Origin of the sequence: Bacillus sp. Au-Bac7, assembly GCF_021341655.1 — a bacterium.
Lineage (GTDB): Bacteria > Bacillota > Bacilli > Bacillales > Cytobacillaceae > Niallia.
This window is the reverse complement of the sequence record NZ_JAJTTG010000001.1, coordinates 483,833-507,054: the sequence shown is the minus strand read 5'-3', so window position 1 is coordinate 507,054 and position 23,222 is coordinate 483,833. Positions and strand designations below refer to the sequence as shown.

The following is a 23,222-nucleotide window of genomic DNA, read 5'->3' as shown; positions in this document are numbered from 1 at the left end:
TGTAACTTTACAGATTAGTTGCATTATTGAGAATAGATTTATTTGTATTATCATTTTTCAAGTTATTTTATGTATATTTTTAAAATTGGGTCGCAATCTATTTGTAGGGATAAATAGGCATATTTCTTGAGCATTCCTTGTCTGCTGGACTTGATTAGAACATATTGAATAATAGGTGAGAACATGTTTAAGGATATAGCAATCGAATTGAGTGTCGGCTTCATTACACTGCTGCTTATGCTAAAAGTACTCGGTAAAATACAATTTTCCCAAATAACACCTTTCGATTTCATTACAGGAATGGTATTAGGAAATTTTGTAGGTGATTCGATATTCGATGAAAGAACAACTGTTTTGGAAATTATTTTTAGCATTTTGCTCTGGGGACTGCTTATTTACATAGTTGAGTTTTTAACACAGAAATCATTTGTTTTACGCAGCTTTTTTGAAGGCAAGCCGTCCATATTGATTAATAAAGGTCATATAGACTATAAAAAGTTAAAAAAAAATCATCTCGATCTCAATCAACTGCAGCATCTGTTAAGAAAACAAGGATATTTTTCTTTATATGAGGCGGAGTATGTCATCTTAGAGCAGGATGGTAATATAAGTGTGGCACCTAAGCATCGTTACGCCACACCCACAAAAGAGGATTTACATATTGATGAACAAAAAGTCCAGCTTTCTTATGCACTCATACTTGATGGAAAAGTGGACAAGCAAAATTTACAGGAGCTGGGCTTTGATGAAAACTGGCTTAAGCTGCAATTATCTCAGCTGCAAATAAAAGATTATAAAGAGGTCCTTTATGCAGAATGGCAGGAAGACAGCGGATTACAACTATCGAAATATGAATATTCATCAAGTACTTAATTTTATTTAGGAAGGTGATTATATTGAAAAAAATGTTCATGTTGCTGCTTTTAACAATACTCCTTTATAATGGTGACCTTGTGTCTGCAAAAACAGAAGAGAAATCTGAAAAAGTAGATGGGTATTTTACAGCGGAGGATATCTTATTTTCTATTATTGAACCAAAATTAATCAGAATCGTACATAATCAATACGACAAAGACATGATCGTTAATCCAGTTAAGGTTGAAGATGTTGCCATGATGCAAAAACAGATAGAAAAAGGCAAATATAACGGCTGGTTTGAGGTTAAGCTGTCCGTATTAGTTGGCGAACCTGATGGCGAAACGAATATGGACACCGTCATTTTAGAAATTGATGCACCTAATATTGGCGGAACAGCTCCTCGGCTCGAAAAAGATGGGGTAAGCGGCATTGAGATCAAGCTTGTTAAATATTATAAAGGAAACTAAAAAAGGGCTGCCTCGCTGGCAGCCCTTTTAACCACTTTTTCTAATGCCCTTAATTAGACGTGAATATCTCTTTTCTACACTAGATTCAGACCTGTTTAATAGCTTGCTAATCTGTTTATAGGTTAATCCCTTTTCAATCAGCACATGCAGCTTTTTTAGCTCGCTTGTTGTCCAATGACGGTAGCGAACACTTGTTCTCGCCGCTTTTATGTTGCCAGACACCCATTCAGGCAGGGTTGAAAAATCTTTTTTTGACAGCTTCGTAAAGTCAATTAAGCTTTTATTCTGTTCGGCCCATTCCCAAAAATTCTTCATTTTAATGAGAATAAATTGCTTTTTATATCTCGTTACCCTCGTAACTGTCTTAAGTCCATATGCTTCCCAGCTTACAACCGTTTTCGTCGTTACGCCAAGCTTGTTTGCGAGTTCTCTTGCCGTTAACATGCCTGTCTGCTTCCTTGTTGCACCAAGACCAAGGCGGCTCAGTTTGTTGGAAACTGCTCCTGGTGTCCGCCCGAGCTCTTTTGCAATTGCAGTCACTGACCTTTGTCCAACTAATGCTTGTAGAAGATTAATTTCTTCCGCTCTCCATGGTTTTTTGCTCATACATTCTCACCAAACTTTAGTTTTAGATTTTAAATTGCTTAATAAGATTGTTTAATTCTTCTGCAAGCTGAGCCAGACTAGTGGAGGAAGAAGCAATTTCCTGCATGGATGCGAGCTGTTCTTCTGTCGCGGCAGTAACATTTTGCGTGCCAGTCGCAGTTGTATCCGCAAGTGATTTAACTTCATCAACAGATGTGTGCACTTGTTCGTTTGATGCAAGCAACTTATGGACTAGCTGCTTTTCTTCCTCTATTTGCGGCGTCACATCAGAAATAATTGTTTCAATATTAGTAAAATTAACACCAACTTCTTGGACGACCACTAAACCTTCTTGTACTTCCTTTGTAGCCTGATTGACCATGTACATTGTTGAATCTGTATCCTTTTGAATTTGGCTGACAAGCCTGGAGATTTGCTGCGCTGAAGCCGCGGATTCGTCTGCCAGCTTTTTTACTTCCTCGGCGACTACACCAAATCCCTTGCCAGACTCCCCTGCCCGTGCTGCTTCAATCGCAGCATTAAGCGCTAGAAGGTTCGTTTGGCCAGCAATACTAGTAATCACATCGTTAATATTGCCGATTTCCTTTGATCTTTCTGTAAATTCCTTGAACGATTCAGCCACAGAATGAACGGTATGATTAATTTGTGTCATTTGACCGCTGACTTTATTAATCACTTTTCTTCCATCAGCTGAAACCTCTGCAGCATTTTGGACGTTTTCTGTGATAACCTCTGTATTGGCAAGAACTTGCTTTGACATGACTGCATTATCGTCGATGATAACAGAAACATGATTCATATTGCTCGCTTGTACTCCGCTTGCTTCCGAGACATCTACAATTGTAGCGGTAATGAACTCACTCGCCTTCGTATTCTCCTCTGCGCTGGCACTTAATTGTTCTGCTGCCGCAGCCACCTGCTCAGACGTAACTTTTACCTTCATCATTATGTTATTTACATTTTGAATCATGTTATTAAATGACTTGCTTAAAAAGCCTAATTCATCCTTTGCCTCATACGTTCCTTTCACCGTGAAATCACCTTTTTCGACTTCTCCTAGAAGCTTGACAATTTCTCTAATCGGCACATTTATTGCTTTAACGATGAACAGACCAATCACAAAACTGGTAATTGCTGATACGCTAATGGTGATGATGAGAAGGATGGTTACCTTTTTTTGCATATTTATGGAATCATGATATGCCTGTTCTGACTCTGCTTCTAATAAGCTGGTAATTTCGTGCAACAGACCGTTTACTTTCTTTCTAATTGATTCTACCTCTTGTAAAAAAATAGCATAAGCTTCCTTGTTTTTATTTTTAACTGCCAGTTCTATAATCTTGTTATTTGTTTCAATTAATTCCCCTCTTGCTTTCATATAATCAGCAAATAGAAGATTCACTTCTTTCGTATGATTATATTCGGTTGAAGGAAATTGTTTTGTTAACTGCTCCTGGTCTATTTTCAATAAATTTAAGTTATCTATATATTGTTCATTCAAGCTATCATCACTCGCAAGCATCAGCTTAAAAATTTCCATATTAATCATTAAGCTTTTAGTTTCCATATCGTGTATTAACTTAATCGGCCCAAGGTTTTCTTTAAAAATAATCTCAGAACTTTCTGATATCTTATTTATAGTGACAATACTGAATACTCCGAGTGCTATTAATGGCACAAAAAAAGTGACAAACAGTGTCAACAATTTGTTTTTAACTTTTATATTTTTGAAAATTTTCATTTTCCACACCTTCCATTATTATTCATACTATTAAAAATATTTCCTTCACTAATGGTCTGATAGTAATCTATCAAATTAATAATCGTAAACAGATTCTGATTGAATTCTATTGTTCCTTCGCAGAACGCTCCATAAGGCATGTCCAAAGCCGTTTTCTTAATACCATTTTCCTTTAAATACTCAATATAAATAGCATCGTCGATTACAAATGAAAGATATTGATCGCCAACATCATACACAACAAGTTTTTTAAGAGGAAGATAAATCAGATTTCTTTTGGAACAAAAGTTCACTTGTATCAATGATTCCTGTAAGCAGCTCTTCTGCTTCTTGATTAGGATTAATTGTTAATAGCGGCGTGTATTTAAGCTTGGTAAAACCAATAAACCTGGAAGAATCCTTTATCGTTCTATTAAAAAACTCAGAGTCTTGAATGGAATCTGTCAAACACAATGTTTTCATATTTTTCAGTGACAAGGCGAAAAAGTCCTCTCCTATAAGAGTCAATAAATAACCAGTCATTCGTAACCTCCTATAATTTTTAAAATAATGAATGAAAGCTTAATAATATCCTTTTCAAATGTCTGCTCCTAACTGCTTGGCCAGCAGATAAGCTTCATGTGTTTCCACACCTTCGTGAATGAAATTAGATGGATATATACTGATAAATAGATAACGTTTTCAATAGTGTATGGATGCTTTTAGATAACTTGTTCTAAAAGTCACTCAAGACTTATTTGGGCTGCATAGCTGCATATAGTTCTGACTGACAGCAATAAATTGGTTGAAATTGATGTGTAATCATGGTGATTTGTTCTTCCAAGCAGTTCTTTTTCACCAACCGGTCTCCTGTCCTCCTTTAAGTTTGAATAGGTAAATGCAAGCACAACTTTTTACTAGTGCCTGCAAACTGAAGTCTAATATAGAAAAACCGAAGCGTAAATGTAAGAAAACTAAACACAGTGTAAAGAAAAACTTACTCTCAAAGCTAGTTTAGGAAGGAAAACAGAGGCTTAATGCTCTAACAAAGCCAATCATTAGTTTTTAGTTCTACTCTCAAATATTCCATCATCTTCTATATTTCTGTCAGTTATCTCTAACATGAAACTTCCCGTTCTAAAATTGAGACAACGAGAAAAATTTTTTTTAGTACTATTGAGATAGTGCAAATGTTATATATCCATCACTTCAGTAGTAAGCCTTAAATCCATTGTCTATTACAAGCAGGAGGACCAAGATGAATTTGGAACAAATTGATTATTTATTAGAAGTAGCAAAAGAAAAATCTATCCGTAAAGCAGCAGACAAATTGCATATAACCCCTTCGGCAATCAGCCAATCCATCCTTCAAATAGAGGCAACACTTGGAGTGACTATTTTTCGGCGTTCTAATAAAGGAACCATTCCTACATCAGAAGGGAGTATTGTTTTAAAGCAGGCATTTGAGCTCCAGTGCAAATTTAAAGAGCTGTATGAGGGAGTAAAAGGCATTGCCCAAGGAAGCTTAAGTGTTCCATTGCGAATTGCCTTCACACCAACCTTTGGAAATGTAGGCTACAATGCCTTCATGGCTTTGAAGGCAGAACATAAAGAGCTGAAGGTTGAAATACAAGAGGGAATGCATGAGGAGATTATGGAAACAATTATTAAAAATAATGGCGCATTCGACATTGCCTTTATTGTAGAAAACAGAAATCTGTATGCTTATGATGACTTGTTCCATATAGAGCCCCTTTACAGCAGCTATGTCTGTGTTGCAGTTGGCAAAAACTCCTCCTTACGATCAAAGAAGTTTCTGACCACAGCTGATTTAACAAATGAAAGCATCGCTATATTTGAAACGGCAACACATCGAGAACTAGTGAAAAAGACAGGACTAGAAGACAATTCTGTGTTTGTAACATCCAATAACAGTTTCCTAATCAGAAAGGTTGTAAAAGATGGTCATGCTATTTGTGTACTTGACGATTTTTCCTTAATGAATCATCCAGACACACTGAATGGCGAAATTATCGTGTTGCCTTTTAGAAATCCACATTATATTTATCGCGAAATGTGGGCGGTATATCCTAAAGAAAGTGCTAAAAATGAGAATGTCATGAACTACTTAAACACAGTCAAAAACTTAATACGGCAAGGATGCCCATTAGAAGCATTAGGATGACATTTGTTAGGAGGGTCCATAATGGAAGCCCTCCTATCCCGCTTCATCCTTCTATTTTTATGGCAGCATTATCTCTTTGGACCACTCCATATGAATTCTTTTTAACTGTAATAAACGCAATAGTAAATGCAGTTCCGATGGCGAGGATAATGCCTATAATCGCGTATGGAAAATATGGACCAACATAGGCAACAAGGCTGACAATGCTTGAGAGAATATATCCATAAATTCTAACTCCCATTGCTGCAAAAAATGTTGCTGCAACAGTACTTCCAATTGTACAAGCAATAAATGCCTTACGGTTTTTTATCAGCACTCCGAACAAGGCCGGCTCTGTTATTCCTAAAATGGCAGAGATTGTCGCAGATAATATAATAGACTTTTCTGTCTTATTATTCGCTTTAAAAAACATCGCGAAGGTTGCTCCGGCTATGGCCATATTTGTCATAAACATCATTGGCATCAGCATATCATAGCCCTTATCTGCAAAGTTCTGCAAGGCAATCGGAGTAATGGCATGATGCACTCCGAACACAATTTCAATTGGTCTTGCTCCTCCCATTACAACCCCTGCTAATACTGGAGAGATGTCAAACAGCAGTTCTACCATATAAGCCAGCCCTTTTCCTACATAACTGCCCAGCGGACCTGATGCGATAAGTGTAAATGGAATAGTTAAAAATAATGTCAGTGTTGGTGTAAAAACTGTGCGCAAAACAGACGGCATAAACTTATCTACCAATCTATAAATATAACTTAACGCCCATACAGAAAGAATAATAGGAATAACAGTGCCTGAGTAATTAATTACCGGAATAGGCAAGCCTATAAATTGAAATTGACTTACCTCGCCAAGCTTTGCTGCATCAAGCAAGGATGGGTACATAAAACCGCCTGCTACTGCTATAGCTAAGTATTGATTTGTTTTAAATATTTTGGCTGCCGATGCTGCTAAAAAGAACGGCAGAAAATAAAAGACACCGCTGGCAATTAAATCGAGAATGACTACTGTTTCGCTTTCCTTTGGCAATATATTGAGTGCCAGTAAGCCTGCCAAAATTCCTTTAATCATACCTGCACCTGCTATAGCAGGAACAATAGGTCCAAAAACACCAGAAACTACGTCCAGCAGTCTCCCGAATAAGCCTTTTTGCGTTTTATCTTCCTTCAATTGGCTCCCTTCATCATTCTCATTCATCTCCAGTTCCTCCATTAAAGAAGAATAGTAGGATTGTACATTTGTTCCGATTATGACTTGATACTGATCACTCTTTAATTGCTCTCCGATTACTCCGTCTATCTTTTTCATATTTTCATGATCTATCATAGACTGGTCTATTAAATCAAAGCGAAGTCTCGTCATACAATGCCAGGCCTTCTTTATATTTTCTTTTCCGCCAACATAGGCTATGATTTTTTTAACAGCTTCTTTTTCCTTCATATTCAGCATCCTTTCATAATTCAGGTAACGAACAAAGTAAAACTTGCTAAATGGAGCCTTGATTTGACAAGCAAATAATAGCATAGCATCAGCATTTATGAAAACGGTTTAAAAATAACCAAAAAAAGAGAGAATCCCTTTATTCACTTGGGTTTCAACCTTCCTGTCTCCGCAAATTGGTATGGTAAATGAACTTATACTGATTACTTACCTGACCAAATTGACTTCTAGATTGGCTCTGTGCTTAAATGAAATCACTAAATGACTTGATTGGACACGAATGAAATGAAGAGAGAAGGAGATTAATAGTTGGAACCGACAATCATTACTGACATTGCATCATTTGTCACTAACCCGCATCGCCATAATCTTATTGTGGTGAAAGTAGTAACAAATAAAGGAATTTATGGATATGGATGTGCGACTTTTCAACAGCGCCCATTAGCAGTTCAAACAATTATTGAGGAATATTTAAAACCATTGCTCCTTGGCCGGGATGCCAATCATATTGAAGACATTTGGCAAGTAATGATGGTCAATGCGTATTGGCGCAACGGACCTGTCATCAATAATGCGATTGCAGGTATTGATATGGCGTTATGGGATATTAAAGGAAAGCTTGCTAATATGCCACTTTATCAGTTATTTGGAGGTAAGTCTAAGGATGCCATTGCTGCCTACACACATGCGGACGGCCTAACGATAGAAGCGCTATTCAGTGAAGTCGACAAGCTGATTGAAAAAGGCTATCGTCATATTCGCTGCCAGCTCGGCAAATATGGCGGGAAGAACCATAAGATGCATTTGCCTACGCAAATTAGCGGAGGGGAATTTTTTGATCAGGACATCTATCGCAGGGATGTTGTCGCAATGTTTAGCGCCTTGCGGGAAAAATACGGATTCTCCATTCATTTCCTGCACGATGTGCATGAAAGGCTTTTTCCTAATGATGCCCTGCAGCTTGCGAAGGACTTAGAGGCATATAAACCTTACTTCCTGGAGGATATCCTTCCGCCTGATCAAAATGAATGGCTTGCACGATTGAGAAGTCAATGCAGCACTCCGATTGCCACAGGAGAATTGTTCAACAACCCACTTGAGTGGCGCAATCTGATTGTCAACAGACACATCGATTTTATCCGTTGTCATGTCTCCCAAATTGGTGGCATCACACCTGCATTAAAGCTTGCTGCCTTATGCGAAAATTTTGGTGTGCGAATAGCTTGGCATGGACCTTCGGATATGACTCCAATAGGTGTTGCTGTTAATACACACTTAAATATTCATTTACATAATGCGGCGATCCAGGAAGTACAGGAACCTGATGAAGAAACGAAAAAAATGTTCCCAGGAAATGTTGAAGTAGTGGATGGCTATATCTATCCTATCGAGAGAAATGGGATTGGCGTTGAATTTAATGAGGATTTGGCACGCAAATATCCTGTCATCTACCGTAAGCATGAGTGGACAGAATCACGTATTCCAAACGGCAGCATTCACACACCGTAACAGCTACATCTATTGCTTAGCCTCCTGCATGAATATGAGGAAACTAATCTTATCATAGAGGTATAATGATGAAAAAACGAGATTTCATTGCAGAAGATATTCTTAGTAAAATATATCAAAATAAATACAAGGCTGGACAAAAGCTCCCTACAGAACGGGAGCTTTCTAGTATATATGCTGTTTCAAGATATACCATTAGAGAAGCGTTAAAAAAACTTGTCAATATTGGGTGTGTATCCATTATTCAAGGTTCCGGTATCTTTGTTTCAGACACTAAATATAAAAGCCCCTTGATTTATAATTCATTAACTGAAAAAAAGTTCAACGAAATCACTTCTGAAATAATCTATTTCAAAAAAATTAAGCCTAATCAAGAATTAGAAAAGATATTTGATTTGCGCCAATTGCCTCATGCACGATTATGGGAATATAAACGAGTCAGGATTGTCGACTATCAAAAAATGCAGATTGAAACGTCGGTTCTTCCTTTTACCTATTTTCCAGATCTTAATGAAGAAAAGATAAAAAGCTCTGTTCATGATTATGTTCAGCAATGCGGTTATCACATATCCCACTTTATCACAACATATCATGCGATCAATATTACGAAAGAAGATGCAGAACTGCTTAACTGTAAAAAAGGAAGCGCAGCTATGCGGATTATTAATAGAGGAATTTTAGAAAATGGTAAAGTGTTTGAATACAGTGAAATCATTAATTTGGATTACTCTGTATCTTATTTCACTCCGTTCAACAAACACAGTCATGAATATAGAAAAAATTAAAAAGACCAGGTGCAATTTATGCCACTGGTCTGTATTTTCTTATTCCATAGTTTAAGAGTGATGCTCTACAATCTTATTCATATCTTCAAGCTTTGCCGTAACCTTCCCGGCATATGTATAATCACCGTAGCAATAAGGGTACCGGAAGTTTAGTTTATCGTTATTGCAAGTATACAGCTCAGGCGATTTTTCTACCATGTATTCAGAGTAGGATTTGGCTATTTCCTCACTGTGATTTGTCTCCTTGCTGACAACGTAATCAATATAGCCTGGTCCCATATTATAACTTTGAATAATCGTATCAATGTCTACCCCATTTGCCTCTCCATATTTGTACATTTCAGAAAAATGGAAGACTCCTTGTTTAATACTTTCAGTCGGATCGGTGATTTCATTTCGGCTCAGGCCCGCAGATTCTGATGACTGCATCGGGTCAGTGCCTTTCCCATGACTTTCCTGATCCATAATCGCAAGCAAAACAGGTGCAAACTCATCAGGTTCGAGGTCATTTCTTTCTAATTCATTGATGATATCAGGCAAATAATTCACTAATCTAGTTTGTTCCGTATGTTTAATGGTTTTAGCGGTCACTAAGTATCCAATATACACAATCATTATTAACAGAATAAGAATCGGCAGTTTCCTTACTTTTCTTCTTTTCTTCAATTTAACCCCTCATTAAAGCAATATAATAATTTTTCGTCGTTATTTACGTTTTCCATTATACAGGATATAAGCAGAAATTTCTTTCTTCAACAGAAAGGTCAGAATATTTTTACCTTTTTGTTCTTCTGAGAGGAGATTATTAAAAAAAGGAGATTGATTGGAGCGTAAAGGAAAGACTGCTACTTAGGATGAATGGGACAGGCGAGAGCCTAACACAAATCTCTTCGGTACATATTATCCTTTGCAAATCCTTGAAGAATAAAAAAAGAGCAGCTATCCTTTAAGTTACATGGTGTAGAGTGAGAAAGCTGCTTTTACTAGGCTGTACTATTAAACTAACAATCATCTTCTTGCTAATAGTTCGACTGCTTCTTTCACTGGAACAACTTTCGCAAACCGCTTATTCCAAATTTTGTAGTTATAAAATTGATAGGTTTTTTCCCCTGATAAAAACTCATTATCATATGTACTGTTCGTTTCTTCTGGTATGATTACTTCGAATCCTAGCTCGAAAGCGCTTTTGCAGGTCGAATCAATACAATATTCTGTTTGCAGGCCAACTAAAACAATCGTGCTCGTTTCATTGTCTTGTAAATACTGTGTCAATCCGGTTTTTAGAAAAGCACTATTATAACGTTTTCCAAATCTCTTCTCATTATTTATGGGAGCAATGGCAGAAAAGACTCTCCACCCATCTGTGTTTCGTTCAAGTTCCTCGCCTGGATCGTCTTCATGCTGCACATAGATTACTTCTTGATTATTATCCCTTGCAGCACTTATCAGCAGCTTTATATTCTCCACCAATTTTTGCTCATTATATGGATGTTCTGCCATCAATGCCTCTTGAACGTCAACTACCAGCAAGACTGTTTTGCCCATTGTATTCCCTCTCCTTTAACACGATAATAAGCTTTATTTGATAAATTAGGATAAATTTGAAAGGTTTGCTGCTTATACGCACCAAACCTTTTTTAAGTTCCATATGAGATTAACGTTTCGCTTTTTTGTATCTAAATGTTAAAAATTTGTATAATCCATAAACTAAAGCAAGCAGCACTAGTAAGTTTAATAGCTGCCAAGCACCAGTTAAAAATGACATAGTTTTCCTCCGACAATTTCCTCGCAGATAATCTTACCATGTTTTTCAATTTGTTAATAGGGGCTATGGAAGAATTTCTTCCTGGATTATCTAGTTCTTGCGGAATGATTTCTGATAATTACAACAGATTACTTCTTATTAAACTTTTTATATGGTATATTTTAGCTATTAAAATTAGCTAGGAGGAATAAGAATGACAGTAAATGATTTTCGCAAGCCTGATTTTGAGATATCTCCCCAATTTATTAATCGCTGGTCGCCGAGGTCTTTTGTAGAGAAGGACATTTCCGAAGAGGTTTTATTCAGTGTCTTTGAAGCAGCACGTTGGGCTCCTTCAGCTTCAAATATGCAGCCTTGGAGATTTGTTATTGCTCGTACACAGGAAGATTTAGAAAAGTTTCATTCCTTTATTGTGCCAGGAAATCTTACTTGGGCCAAGCATGCTTCTGCTTTAGCTGTTATTATTTCAGAAACAAAGACGGAAAGAGGAGAAAATGCGTGGCATGCATTTGACGCTGGTACTGCATGGAGTCATCTTGCACTAGAAGCTGCCAATAAAGGCTTGGTTACCCATGCTATGGGCGGCTTTGATAAAGAAAAAGCTCGTCAAGTTTTGAATGTGCCAGAGGAGTATGCACTTCATGCAGTAATTGCAATCGGCTTTCAAGGCGAAAAAGATGCCTTGCCGGAAAATTTGCAAGAACGGGAAATACCAAGTGGCAGACGCCCATTAAAAGAATCTCTTTTCGAGGGAACCTTTGGTAATGAAGCTCTTAAATAACGATTAAATACATAAGAAAAGGGAAGATAGAGCAATATTCCCTTTTCTTCCTTTAAGCATTATCTTCCGCATTTTCTTGTGTCGGTTCTAACCCATCCAAAATCATATAGCCTTCTTCATATTTAAAAATTGGCCTATAAACATCTCCCCAGCTTTTTAATGTTTCTTCAATGAGCATACGCAAGGAAGAAGCCGTTTCGTCTTTCTCGTTCGTATTATTCGTTTTATGTCTGCGATGATAAAGCATAAGCTCGTCAATCCAATAAAAACGGTGTGAGACAATAAGCTTTAGCAATATTCTAATATCCTCGACATACCTTCCGCCATATGGATCATCTACAGGCCAGCCGCCGACCTCTCTTACTGCAGAGGTTCTGTAGCATCTTGGCCATATAGACGTGTTTGCAAGTAAAAAATCATATGGATTAGTATAATGTCTGCCTTGTTTGATTCGCGACATATAAACCTGTCCATTTTCATCTTCAAAGCTAATATTGATATTGCCGCTGATTACAGCAACATCTTCCGGCTGTTGTTTCGCTTCATTAGCCATGCTTTGCAATGTGTTCGGATAAAGCCAATCATCAGGATCGAGCTGTACAAAAAAAGGTGTATCTATATGGCTCAGCCCTGTATTCAAGCTAGCCGATTGTCCTAAATTCTCTGGATGTCTTACATATGAAATTCTAGGATCGACAAGAAACTGTTTTACTAACTCTGGACTTTCATCGGTAGAACCATCATCAACCAACAAGATTTTCCAAGAGAAATAAGGCTGTGCGTAGATGCTGCTGATTGCATCAAGTATATATCTCCCGGGGTTATAAAACGGAATCAGGACTGTAATAATATTATCCATCTTTATTCCCTCCAACCTTTCATATTAAATACATATTTATTCTATGAGAGGAAGTATAAAAATGTATGTTCAAACATCTTCCTTTCGCAATTTTGGCATTCGCGTAGTAGATTTCAATATTTATATGTCTATTTAATATAAGCAAAAGGCCTTTTACTTTAAAAGAAAAGACCTACTTAAAACCTATTCTGTTATATGTACTATAAAAATATAAATATTTAATTCTTATAATTAAATGTCCATATTGTTTATAAGGTATTAATAATGAGCTTCAATCGCTAAAATCCCTTCAGTATTAAAAGTATTTTATGCAAATCAATAAGGAATATTTCTTTGCACTATCCATCCTTGTCTATATTTTATAAATGAGGTTATACCAAGCTGTCCCTGCATGCTGGGACTCTGATAGACCATGGTTTTTAAATCCTAATTTCTCATAAAAAGGAATCAATTCTTCCTTGCACGTTAATGTAATTCCTAGTCTGTTATTTTTAATTACAAGCTCTTTTAATTTGTTCATCAAAAGCAGGGCAACCCCTTTGTAACGGGCCTCTTTTGCTACCGCTAATCCAAGAATACTTTGAAATCCGCCTGCAGACGGATTTTGCTGAATACTTTCAAACAAATCATCTGTTATATATGGATAAGGAATGATTGGACCATTAATATAGCCAATGATTTTCCCCTCTTTTTCCGCAACAAGAAACGTATCCTTTATTAAAGCAATTCTTTCTAAAAAGGCTTCCTTTGTTGCTGCTTCTTCTTTTGTAAACCCTTCATTTTCAATGGTTAGCAATCTTTCCAAATCCGTTTCTTTCACATTCCTTATTTGAATCATTTTTCCTATCAACCTTCCGTTTATCTATTATCCGTTCAAGCTTATTATGTATTTTTTCTAGTAACATACCGTCTAACAATTATTCTATTTTTTCACCTACTTCTTGTAAAGAGAGAATTACTTCTTACATAAAAAAACAGGAAAAAGCCTGTTAACTCTTTCCTGACATCATTCAATATGAAGGTAAATTCCATTTGATAATAAGACCTAGATGTGTGAGTCCCCCTCCGAAACCATACAAAAGCAGGCTGTCTCCCTCTTTAATTTTTTGGTCATATAATCCTAGTTGAATCGCCAGTGGGATAGAACTGGAGGATGTATTCCCATATGGTACCATGCTTGTTAAAGTCTTTTCGATTGCCGCACCTGATTTATCACAAATAGACTCAATCATTCGCAGATTCGCACTATGGGGAACGAACCAATCCAGTTCCTCTATCGTCATATCTGCCTTTTTTAAAAGCTCTGCCATTGCTCCAGGCACCGTTCTTGTCGCCCATTTATAAACCTCGCGGCCATTTTGAACCATCTTCCCGTTTGTCTTTAAAGACTCACCATTCATTTGCTCCGACATGGCAGTTCGGTACACATGAATTCCTCCCTCTCCGTTTGTACCCATATGGGATGCCAGAAAGCTAGGATTTTCCTCATCATATTCAACGAGCATGGCACCAGCACCGTCTCCAAATAAAATACATGTCGTCCGATCTGTATAATCAGTCACCTTAGACAGCGTTTCTGCAGCTACGACGAGCACTTTTCGATGCATTCCTGAAGTAATCAGACTATTCGCGAGATGCAAGCCATATGTGAAGCCCGCACATGCAGCACTTAAATCGAATACTCCAGTAGAGCTCATGTGAAAATGTTTTTGAATTTGGGCAGCTACACTTGGGAAGCTGAAATCAGCTGTAGTTGTCGCAACAATAATAAAGTCTACGTCTTCAAGTGACTTTTTTGAGTTTGCAGCCAAATGTTCAATCGCCTTGATTGCTAATGTGGAAGAAAACTCGTCTTCTGCTGCTATCCTTCTTTCTTTTATGCCGGTTCTTTGCACAATCCATTCGTCATTTGTCTCTACCATTTGGGCCAAATCATCATTTGTCAGCCTTTTATCAGGCACGTATGTCCCGATTGCCGTTATTCTTGCTTTAGATATCATGATTGTCTCTCCCTTTGTTAATTTATAACCAGTTTATATATCCAACTATTAGTATCAGGTACTAAATTTATAATATTATTTTCTCGCTTCATTTGTCAACATACTAGTATTGGAAAAGGCACTGTCCTTTAAATAAGAAAAAGCTATTTTATATAAAATGTTTAAAGCCTTGCATCTGCGACTCAGCTCTTCAAAAACGGGCCATTACCATAAAAAAGACGCTCCTCTAAATAGGAACGTCTTCATTCTTATCCTTGTTTTGCTGCAAGTTTTTTCTTGGAACTGCGGAAGGCATGCTCAATTTCTTCAAGTGAGCGTCCTTTCGTTTCAGGAACAAATCGTTTTATAAAAATTAGACTCAATATTCCTAATCCTACAAACAGGAAGAAGGTAGTCGATAATCCGAATGCATCAAATAAAACAGGGAATAGCAATCCTACAAGGAAATTCATCATAAACAGACAGAATATTGATATTCCCATCGCTAACCCGCGCATATGAAGGGGAAAGATTTCAGATTGCATCAACCATGTGACAGGTGAAACGGCACCTTGCTGGAATGCTAAAAATAACACCGTCAAACTGAGAATAATAAATGGCAGCATGGCAGATCCTTTCATTACAATCGAAATGATACCGATAAGCAGCAGAGATGTGCTTGTCCCTGCCATGCCGACAAATAGCATTGGGCGTCTGCCCACCTTGTCAAGCAAGGCTATTCCTACGAAAGTCGCCAATACGGAAATGACTCCATTGGCAATATTGCCGATAAGGGCAGCTTCCGTTGAAAATCCTGCATCCTTTAATATTTCTGTTCCATAATACATAATGGAGTTTACTCCTGTTAACTGCTGTATCATGGCGATTCCAATTCCTATAAGTATAATTCTGCGAACATGCGGAAGTTTTAAATCCTTAAAAGTAGCTTTTTTAAGCTTTCCTTCTTCTTTGATTGTATTTTCAATTTCCTTCAGCTCTCTTCGTGCTTGAACTCTTTCTCTTATCTTTTCAAGCACTGCCTGTGCTCCTTTTATATTACCTTTCGAAGCTAACCAGCGCGGACTTTCCGGAACGATTAGCATTCCTATCCACAACAGCACTGCTGGAAGTGTTGCGATAACTAACATATATCTCCAAACATTACCCATTTCTCCGAAAGAATTCGCAAGGATTGCATTAAATATGTAAGCGAGCAGTTGCCCTGTAACAATCATTAATTCATTTTGTGTAACAAGTCTTCCCCTTTTCTCTGCAGGAGCCATTTCTGCTAGGAAAGCAGGAACTGTCACCGATGTAGCTCCGACGGCAAGACCTAAAACAAATCTGCTTAACACCATGATTTCCATATTAGGTGCAAATGTACAGCCTATTGTTGCGATAAGAAATATAAATGCGACGCTGATGATTGTTTTCCGTCTTCCCTTCCTGTCAGCCAGCCTGCCTCCGAAAATAGCACCAAAAGCTGCCCCGAACAAAAGAGAACTAGTGACTAGCCCTTGTGTAAAAGGAGTCAAATTCAACTGGTCTTCTCTTGACATATAGGGAAGAGCACCATTTACTACGCCGGTGTCATAACCATATAAAAGACCTCCAAAAGTTGAAATGAATGTAATGAGTTTTAAGTATGCCTTTTGTGAAAGCTTCTGTTTTTTCTGCACATTTCCTGTCTTACTTGTGCGGTCTGTAGAAGATGTTCTCACAAAACCAGGTTCTTCGCTTGTTTTCATGTACTACTATCTCCCTTATAAGAAAAAATTGTGAGTTATACTTCCATTATTCTAAGAAGTGTATACAAGTTAATTACCTTTTCAGGAGATTGTTTAAACATAGAGACAGAAAATATAAGGTAAATGAAAAAAAGCTGCCATTTTGGCAGCTTAGTGTCGGACGACTTATTCTTGCTCATTTTCGACAATGAATTTTGCTTGCTTGTCCATTTTTAAACCAGCAACACATAAAACAATAATAAGAAGAAAGGCAATCAATGCCATCAGAGGAATCGTAATGAACCCAAATAAGTTAAAATAATCGGTCGTACATGATACTCTTCCACATGAGCCTAATTCCGGTGGAAACAGCATAATATAATTATGGTAAAGAGAAATGATAAACCCTATACTCGCTAATGATAAAAAGCTCCAGATTTGATTATAATCTTTCCTTATAAGAGCTAATCCAACAATGACCGGCAGAGGATACATAAATATACGCTGTAACCAGCAAAGCTTACATGGTTCATATTTCATAATCTCTGAAAAAAACAGGCTGCCGAATGTGGCAATAGTCGAGACTAGCCATACAGCCATCAAAAGTCTCTCTTTATTTTTATTTTTCACCTAACATATCCTCCTTGCTGCAGACGAAAAGTTATTGTTTTATAACTGTCATCCATGTCTTCACATTCTTAATACGATAACATAATTTTCTCCTATTAAACATGGCTTGTCTATCCAATTATGGGTATTAAGACAACCATAGGAATTAACTCTTTGTTTGCCAAACATTTTACTCACTTATTATAGTTTATTTGCGGCAATTAATGTAGGTATGAAAACAAGGTATTGACTTTTGCCAATACCTTTTATTTATTTCACTCTGCTTGTGCAATCACTTCCAGACTGCTATCCTCTGCATAATGAATGATATTAGTGATTTTGTAAAATTTTTTGTCGATTTTAATGGTTTCTCCTATGGATGGAGATGTCTGAAAGATGATCTGTTTGGATTGCCAGCCTCTCTCTTTGTCTTGATACAGTGTATTTAATCTTACCAAAAGGATCACCTCCTAACAGTGTGCTCCCCATAACATATAATTTTTTTTGTTATTTATGACAATTTTTTCTGTTACAGCTATATCTCGTCAGCAAGCTAAATGGAAAAAAACAGGACATTGCTGTCCTGCTTTTTTCTAATCTTTTTGGTTATGTACTATGCTGTTTTTATAAATTCTTATTTTGTATCTTCCAATACATCTCGGATAAATAACCCTAAATTTCCGCTCGAATCAAAAAAGATTGACCATAAAAACAAAATTGGAATAGCTACTGTTAAATAACAGTATTTGAATACTTTTTTCATATCTTTTCACACCATCCTCTCACTAAACATTACTATATTTTACCATAAAAATTTCTTTATTTCGAATAATCTAACTTTTCCGTCGTTGTATTGGAACAGAATCAAAACTTTATAATAAAATAATTTAAATAAGTCTGGTTCACTAAATAACAAATAAAGGGAAGGATTTTTTATGGGTGTAATCAGTGGCAAAGCTTTAATTGAACGTATTGACAGAATGAATACAGAAATTTGGCTGGACGGCTCCAAGCTAGTGGAAAAGCCTTCCAACCATCCAGCATTTAAAGGAATTCTTCAAGCAAAGGCTGCTTTATATGATATGCAGACAAATCCGAACAGATTAAAGGACATGACCTTTCCCTCTCCTCTTACAGGCAATCCTGTCGGTTTATCCTATTTGCAGCCAAAAACGATGGAGGATTTACGGAAAAGACGTACAATGATGGAAGCCTGGGCTAAAGCGACTTATGGAATGATGGGCAGAAGCCCTGATTATTTAAATACGGTGATAATGAGTCTGGCTTCATCTGCTGGACTGCTGGCTGGTGAAGAAAATTGTTTTCCAGAAAATATTAAAAATTTATTTGAAGAAGCACGTGAAAAAGATTTGACTTTTACACATACATTTATCACCCCACAGGTTAATCGGTCCCAGGTATTTTTGGAAGACAGCAAGGAACCAATTTCCGCAAAAGTTGTAGCAAGAACCAAGGACGGCTTAATAATTAAAGGGGCACGGCTGTTGGCCACTCAAGGCGGTATTACAGACGAGGTACTCGTTTTCGGAGCACCTAAATTTGATAAAAATGAAGCGTTCGCCTTCAGTATTGCATCAGATACACCAGGGCTTAAGTTTATATGCAGAGAATCCTTTGCAGGCGGAGATTCACTCGTTGACTACCCTTTAAGCGCAAGATATGAGGAGATGGATTGTATTCTCGTCTTTGACAATGTTCTTGTTCCGTGGAATCGGGTGTTCTACTATGACAATCTTAAAGCAGCCAATGACTTTTTGAATAGGAGCTCCTTTCACCATTACGCATTGCATCAAGTGCTGATAAGACAAATAAAGAAAACAGAATTCATATTAGGCATAGCCGAATCTATAATTGACACCATTGACATTAGAGAATATTCACATATACAGGAAAAAATGGCAGAGATTATCATCGCATTAGAGACTATGAAAGCTTTATTAGAAAAGTCTGAGCATGATGCACAGCCTGATCAATGTGGACATCTCGTACCAAATATCCTTCCTCTTCAAGTTGCAAGCAATATTTTCTCGAAAAGTTATCCCCGTTTTAGTGAAATTATTCAGTTGATTGGTGCAAGCGGACTTGTGACATTGCCGCAAGAGAAGTCTTTTCATTCTGCTATTCGCAATGATTTACTTCAATACATGCAAGGTGCAAGTAAAAAAGCGGAAGATCGCAATAAAATATTTCGGTTAGGCTGGGATTTGACGATGAGCGCTTTTGGCACAAGACAGACTCAATACGAACGATTCTTTTTCGGTGACCCAATACGCTCAGCAACCAGTTTATACAAACATTATTCATTGCAGCAGCATGTACAACAAGTAAGCGAGTTTTTAAACTTGCAGCAACCAGATGAGCACAGTTCATAAGAGCCTGTATCTTTTGATAATAGGCTTTTTTGTTTTTTATTATCTCATTGCTTTGCCCTTCTATACAATAAATGGCACAAATCTTCCTCATACATATTCAAGTTTGTTATAGGGAAAACTGAATTTGAAACTTATTAAGGAGGGTTCTAGCGCCATGAAAAAAGTAAAACATTTGCTTGCAGTCGCAGCCTTGACAGCAGTTATGACAGGGTGCGGCAATGATGATGATAATAACGGCACTGCCATGAATGATAATAATAATAACAATACCGAAAACAACTTGAACGCTGACAATATCGGCAATAACTCAGACGAACGCAATAAAGCGGACCTTGACGTAGCTGATAAAGCGGCTGAAAAGATAAAAGATATGAAAGAAGTGAAACGTGCAGTTGTCATGAAGACAGATGAAAATGCCTTTGTTGCTGTACAGCTTGAAGGAAATCAAGAAGACGGTGTAACAAATAAACTAGAAGATAAAATCGCTGACAGAGTGAAGGATACGGATAGTGAAATTGATAATGTGTATGTATCTTCAAATCCAGATTTTTATGATCGCTTCACTAATTATGCTGATGATATTGAAAATGGCAAACCAATCAGCGGTTTATATGATGAATTTGTTGAGACAGTAACAAGGATTTTCCCTAATTCCCGCTAGAAAAGTAAAACACCCAAACCAGTGGTTTGGGCGTTTTTAGTTTATTAATAAGGATAGTATGGGTATGAGTAAGGGTATGGGTATGGCGGATATGGATAATACGGATATCCTCCATAATACGGGCCGCCAATAAGAGCACCAGCAGCTAGACCCCCTAGTAGTCCCGCAGCGAAAGGTGCACCAAAGCCAGGCCGAAAACCCCATGGACGATAAAATGGGCGTCTGCCAAAGCCAATTGGTCTTCTTAAATCATTTTGGTAAAATCCATAATTTGCAGCTATCTCATTCATCTGTAGTTTACCTCCTCTTTATAATCCCTAATAAGATATTCACCCACCCAGCGTCTTGCTTAGGTAAAAGCACTAGTCATTACGGAAAAAAATCGGAGACAAAATCAGAGGCATTCAAGAATAGCGATTTTCTTTAAATCCTTATTATTGTTTTTTGTTTTCCTGTAGCTGTCTTTTGATGATTTCCGGTAAACGGCTAAGAAGTCTTTAACAGACAACACCTTAAATCTCGCTTCTGCTTCCACCTTCATTTCTAACAGGTTATAAGCAACTCCTGCAAAGTGAGGCAGGTCTTCTTCATAGGCGAACCCTATTTCAAACCCATTTTTCTCAAACTTATGCTCGTGTAAATCTGTCAGTTCATACGACAGCTTTTCCATCATTTCCTTTAAAAGGGGCCATTTCTCCTCTATATAAGATATTGGCACAAGAATATCAATATCCTGTGGGTTAAAGTTAATACCCGTTACGACTTCAAGCCCTAATGACCCATATAAAACAGGAGTTATACCAAGGTTTTTATTTAAGGCCTTTCCTATATAGAGGAACTCTTGATAAAGTTCGTCACTTGTCACTTGACCATCTCCCTCCTTTACACCTAACTTCAGTATAAAATACCTTTAAGGATGAATAAATCATTATCTCATTTAAACAAATCAACAAAATAGCCGATATAAATATATAGTAAGACAAAAGGGGTAATAGATATGGAAAGAAAATATTTAAATGTGATGGAAGAAATTGTAGAGTCTCTTGTTACCTATTTATTACTAAGTCCAGATTTTCAGCTTTTTTGCAAGTGCGAAAAGTGTAAAATGGATATAATTGCATACAGCCTAAACAACCTGCCTCACCATTATGTAACAACAGAAAAAGGCAGACAACATGTGTTTGACCACTTAAACACAGAAGAAAACAGAAAATGGATAAATAAACGACTTATTAGCGCCATCTATCTTGTAGGAAACTACCCAAAGCATGAGCAGCAGTAACTAGCTGTTATAGAAAAATAAAAAAGGAATGAACTGGACTCACCAGATCATTCCTTTTTTGCTGTTAGTTTGTTGCTGGTTTTCTATTTGGGCTTCCTTGCTTCTCAAGCTCTTTAACTGCTTCTTGACTTGTATCGACTCGTTTAACAAACAGTGCCAGAATTAAAGCAATAGCATTAATAGCAAGTGTCACGTAGAAGGAATATTGAATTCCCTCAAGCAGCGCTTTTTGTGTAAGCAGTGCAGCTGAAGCTTCTGTCACAGAAGCTGGATCTACTCCAGCCATCATACTTTCCGCTTCGTTTTTTGTGACTGTATTCATAATTGTAACAAGTATCGCTGTCCCGATTGATCCTGAAACTTGCTGAGCTGTATTATTAACAGCCGTTCCATGAGGATTCAAACGTGTTGGCAATTGGTTTAAGCCGTTTGTCATGATTGGCATCATTACCATTGACATTCCGAACATACGCAATGTATAGACAAGAATGATATAGGCATGTGTTGAATCTATTTGCAAATGTGCCAGCATATATGTCGATACACCTGTAATAGCCAGACCTATAACGGCAAGAACACGGGGACCGAATTTATCGAACGCCCTTCCTGTGATCGGCGACATAATCCCCATAATAACTGCACCAGGAAGCATCATTAAACCAGAATCAAGTGGCGATATCCCTCTGACGTTTTGTACATATGCTGGTGTCAAAATCATCCCGGAAAACATCGCAACCGCATTAACTATCGCAATAACAGAGCCTAGCGCAAACATTGGATATTTATAAACACGCAAATCAAGCAGCGGTTCTTCCATTTTTAATTGTCGCATGATGAATACCGCCAATGCTATAGCACCGGCAATCAATGATATTAATACAACTGGATCAGACCAGCCGTCGGAGCTTGCGGAGCTGAAACCATATAACAATCCGCCGAAACCGATGGAAGATAATACAACCGATGTATAATCTAGTGTTGCATTTTTATTTTGTGTCATAACATTCTCAAGCTTCCATGCTGCCAGCAGCAAGCTGATTACAGCAAGCGGAAGAATCATTTCAAATAAAAGTCTCCAGTCATAAAATTCAACAATATAACCAGATAATGTTGGTCCGATTGCAGGAGCTGTAATCATAACCAATCCGAAAATCCCCATAGCAGCACCACGTTTTTCACGGGAGAAGCTAATTAGCATGATATTCATTAACAGCGGGCCCATAACCGAAGACCCTGCCGCTTGGATCATTCGTCCTGCAAGCAATGTGCCAAAGTTAGGAGCAAATGCTGCCAATGCAGTACCTGCTGTAAAAATGGCCATGGAGGTAATGAATAGGCTTCTGTTCGAAAATCTAGTTAACAGGAAGGCTGAAGCTGGTATTAATACACCACTGACAAGCATATAGCCTGTTGACAGCCACTGTACCGTCGAATAATCGTCAATTTTTAGGTCAACCATAATTGATGGTAATGCAACATTCAAAAGTGAGTTGTTTAGAAATGATACAAATGCACCTACAAATAGAATGGCAATCATCAAATATGGAGGTTTCTTTTGTTGTAAACTGGAATCCATATAGTTTTTGTCTCCTTAC

Annotated in this window: 25 protein-coding genes; 9 read left to right on the top strand and 16 right to left on the bottom strand. The window is 37.4% G+C overall.

The window, feature by feature from the left end; translation table 11 throughout:
* Nucleotides 1-183: 183 nt before the first annotated feature.
* Both LXM54_RS02705 and LXM54_RS02700 read left to right on the top strand, forming a co-directional pair.
* The gene (locus tag LXM54_RS02705; protein WP_233313556.1) at nucleotides 184-873 is read left to right on the top strand and encodes a DUF421 domain-containing protein; all 690 of its coding nucleotides are present in this window, start codon (nucleotides 184-186) and stop codon (nucleotides 871-873) included.
* Between the two features lie 23 nt (nucleotides 874-896).
* Nucleotides 897-1,325 carry a hypothetical protein gene (locus LXM54_RS02700; RefSeq protein ID WP_233313555.1) on the top strand — a complete coding sequence of 143 codons (429 nt, stop codon included), beginning with the start codon at nucleotides 897-899 and terminating at the stop codon, nucleotides 1,323-1,325.
* 27 nt (nucleotides 1,326-1,352) lie between these two features.
* On the opposite strand, the gene LXM54_RS02695 is transcribed toward LXM54_RS02700, so the two are convergent.
* The 3 genes from LXM54_RS02695 to LXM54_RS02685 all read right to left on the bottom strand — a co-directional run bounded on the left by LXM54_RS02695 (nucleotide 1,353) and on the right by LXM54_RS02685 (nucleotide 4,194).
* Nucleotides 1,353-1,931, bottom strand: coding sequence for a DNA-binding protein (locus tag LXM54_RS02695; protein WP_233313554.1), 579 nt, complete (start codon nucleotides 1,929-1,931; stop codon nucleotides 1,353-1,355).
* Between the two features lie 22 nt (nucleotides 1,932-1,953).
* The gene (locus LXM54_RS02690; RefSeq protein WP_233313553.1) at nucleotides 1,954-3,672 is read right to left on the bottom strand and encodes a methyl-accepting chemotaxis protein; all 1,719 of its coding nucleotides are present in this window, start codon (nucleotides 3,670-3,672) and stop codon (nucleotides 1,954-1,956) included.
* Between the two features lie 249 nt (nucleotides 3,673-3,921).
* Nucleotides 3,922-4,194 (bottom strand): hypothetical protein, encoded by a 273-nt coding sequence (locus LXM54_RS02685; RefSeq protein WP_233313552.1) that lies wholly within the window; start codon nucleotides 4,192-4,194, stop codon nucleotides 3,922-3,924.
* Between the two features lie 715 nt (nucleotides 4,195-4,909).
* Here LXM54_RS02685 and LXM54_RS02680 point away from each other — a divergent pair.
* Nucleotides 4,910-5,836 (top strand): LysR family transcriptional regulator, encoded by a 927-nt coding sequence (locus tag LXM54_RS02680; protein WP_233313551.1) that lies wholly within the window; start codon nucleotides 4,910-4,912, stop codon nucleotides 5,834-5,836.
* A gap of 43 nt (nucleotides 5,837-5,879) precedes the next feature.
* On the opposite strand, the gene LXM54_RS02675 is transcribed toward LXM54_RS02680, so the two are convergent.
* Nucleotides 5,880-7,277 carry a PTS transporter subunit EIIC gene (locus tag LXM54_RS02675; protein WP_233313550.1) on the bottom strand — a complete coding sequence of 466 codons (1,398 nt, stop codon included), beginning with the start codon at nucleotides 7,275-7,277 and terminating at the stop codon, nucleotides 5,880-5,882.
* 309 nt (nucleotides 7,278-7,586) lie between these two features.
* On the opposite strand from LXM54_RS02675, the gene LXM54_RS02670 reads away from it, so the two are divergent.
* Entirely contained in the window at nucleotides 7,587-8,786 is a 1,200-nt protein-coding gene (locus LXM54_RS02670) for an enolase C-terminal domain-like protein (protein ID WP_233313549.1), read from the top strand.
* Between the two features lie 65 nt (nucleotides 8,787-8,851).
* On the top strand, nucleotides 8,852-9,571 hold the full coding sequence (locus LXM54_RS02665) for a GntR family transcriptional regulator (protein WP_233313548.1): 720 nt from the start codon (nucleotides 8,852-8,854) through the stop codon (nucleotides 9,569-9,571).
* Nucleotides 9,572-9,622: 51 nt separating this feature from the next.
* Here the strand turns inward: LXM54_RS02665 and LXM54_RS02660 are convergent, their stop codons facing one another.
* Entirely contained in the window at nucleotides 9,623-10,237 is a 615-nt protein-coding gene (locus LXM54_RS02660; RefSeq protein WP_282581393.1) for a lysozyme family protein, read from the bottom strand.
* A 342-nt stretch (nucleotides 10,238-10,579) separates the two neighbouring features.
* A complete protein-coding gene (locus tag LXM54_RS02655) occupies nucleotides 10,580-11,116 on the bottom strand; it encodes a cysteine hydrolase family protein (RefSeq protein WP_233313547.1) in 537 nt (178 codons plus the stop codon).
* A 413-nt stretch (nucleotides 11,117-11,529) separates the two neighbouring features.
* Between LXM54_RS02655 and LXM54_RS02650 the strand changes: the two genes are divergently transcribed.
* Nucleotides 11,530-12,117, top strand: a complete 588-nt coding sequence (locus LXM54_RS02650) for a nitroreductase family protein (protein ID WP_233313546.1) — start codon at nucleotides 11,530-11,532, stop codon at nucleotides 12,115-12,117.
* Between the two features lie 52 nt (nucleotides 12,118-12,169).
* Here the strand turns inward: LXM54_RS02650 and LXM54_RS02645 are convergent, their stop codons facing one another.
* The 7 genes from LXM54_RS02645 to LXM54_RS27865 form a co-directional block, all read right to left on the bottom strand.
* Nucleotides 12,170-12,976 carry a glycosyltransferase family 2 protein gene (locus LXM54_RS02645; RefSeq protein ID WP_233313545.1) on the bottom strand — a complete coding sequence of 269 codons (807 nt, stop codon included), beginning with the start codon at nucleotides 12,974-12,976 and terminating at the stop codon, nucleotides 12,170-12,172.
* A gap of 352 nt (nucleotides 12,977-13,328) precedes the next feature.
* On the bottom strand, nucleotides 13,329-13,814 hold the full coding sequence (locus LXM54_RS02640) for a GNAT family N-acetyltransferase (protein ID WP_233313544.1): 486 nt from the start codon (nucleotides 13,812-13,814) through the stop codon (nucleotides 13,329-13,331).
* 172 nt (nucleotides 13,815-13,986) lie between these two features.
* On the bottom strand, nucleotides 13,987-14,976 hold the full coding sequence (locus LXM54_RS02635) for a ketoacyl-ACP synthase III (protein WP_233313543.1): 990 nt from the start codon (nucleotides 14,974-14,976) through the stop codon (nucleotides 13,987-13,989).
* A gap of 248 nt (nucleotides 14,977-15,224) precedes the next feature.
* Nucleotides 15,225-16,703 (bottom strand): sugar porter family MFS transporter, encoded by a 1,479-nt coding sequence (locus LXM54_RS02630; protein WP_233313542.1) that lies wholly within the window; start codon nucleotides 16,701-16,703, stop codon nucleotides 15,225-15,227.
* Between the two features lie 165 nt (nucleotides 16,704-16,868).
* Nucleotides 16,869-17,312: a disulfide oxidoreductase gene (locus LXM54_RS02625; RefSeq protein WP_233313541.1), complete on the bottom strand. Its 444-nt coding sequence runs from the start codon at nucleotides 17,310-17,312 to the stop codon at nucleotides 16,869-16,871.
* A gap of 254 nt (nucleotides 17,313-17,566) precedes the next feature.
* Complete coding sequence (locus tag LXM54_RS02620; RefSeq protein ID WP_233313540.1) at nucleotides 17,567-17,749, bottom strand: hypothetical protein; 183 nt, start codon at nucleotides 17,747-17,749, stop codon at nucleotides 17,567-17,569.
* 176 nt (nucleotides 17,750-17,925) lie between these two features.
* Nucleotides 17,926-18,054 carry a hypothetical protein gene (locus tag LXM54_RS27865; RefSeq protein WP_267913271.1) on the bottom strand — a complete coding sequence of 43 codons (129 nt, stop codon included), beginning with the start codon at nucleotides 18,052-18,054 and terminating at the stop codon, nucleotides 17,926-17,928.
* Nucleotides 18,055-18,226: 172 nt separating this feature from the next.
* Here LXM54_RS27865 and hpaB point away from each other — a divergent pair, with 172 nt between their 5' ends.
* Nucleotides 18,227-19,684, top strand: coding sequence for a 4-hydroxyphenylacetate 3-monooxygenase, oxygenase component (gene hpaB, locus LXM54_RS02615; protein WP_233313539.1), 1,458 nt, complete (start codon nucleotides 18,227-18,229; stop codon nucleotides 19,682-19,684).
* A 154-nt stretch (nucleotides 19,685-19,838) separates the two neighbouring features.
* Nucleotides 19,839-20,345, top strand: a complete 507-nt coding sequence (locus LXM54_RS02610; protein WP_233313538.1) for a YhcN/YlaJ family sporulation lipoprotein — start codon at nucleotides 19,839-19,841, stop codon at nucleotides 20,343-20,345.
* A 44-nt stretch (nucleotides 20,346-20,389) separates the two neighbouring features.
* Here LXM54_RS02610 and LXM54_RS02605 read toward each other — a convergent pair whose 3' ends face one another.
* Nucleotides 20,390-20,635 carry a spore coat protein gene (locus LXM54_RS02605; RefSeq protein WP_233313537.1) on the bottom strand — a complete coding sequence of 82 codons (246 nt, stop codon included), beginning with the start codon at nucleotides 20,633-20,635 and terminating at the stop codon, nucleotides 20,390-20,392.
* A gap of 104 nt (nucleotides 20,636-20,739) precedes the next feature.
* Entirely contained in the window at nucleotides 20,740-21,210 is a 471-nt protein-coding gene (locus LXM54_RS02600) for a hypothetical protein (protein ID WP_233313536.1), read from the bottom strand.
* Nucleotides 21,211-21,342: 132 nt separating this feature from the next.
* On the opposite strand from LXM54_RS02600, the gene LXM54_RS02595 reads away from it, so the two are divergent.
* Nucleotides 21,343-21,627: a late competence development ComFB family protein gene (locus LXM54_RS02595; RefSeq protein ID WP_233313535.1), complete on the top strand. Its 285-nt coding sequence runs from the start codon at nucleotides 21,343-21,345 to the stop codon at nucleotides 21,625-21,627.
* 64 nt (nucleotides 21,628-21,691) lie between these two features.
* On the opposite strand, the gene LXM54_RS02590 is transcribed toward LXM54_RS02595, so the two are convergent.
* Nucleotides 21,692-23,203: a DHA2 family efflux MFS transporter permease subunit gene (locus tag LXM54_RS02590; RefSeq protein WP_233313534.1), complete on the bottom strand. Its 1,512-nt coding sequence runs from the start codon at nucleotides 23,201-23,203 to the stop codon at nucleotides 21,692-21,694.
* Nucleotides 23,204-23,222: the final 19 nt, after the last annotated feature.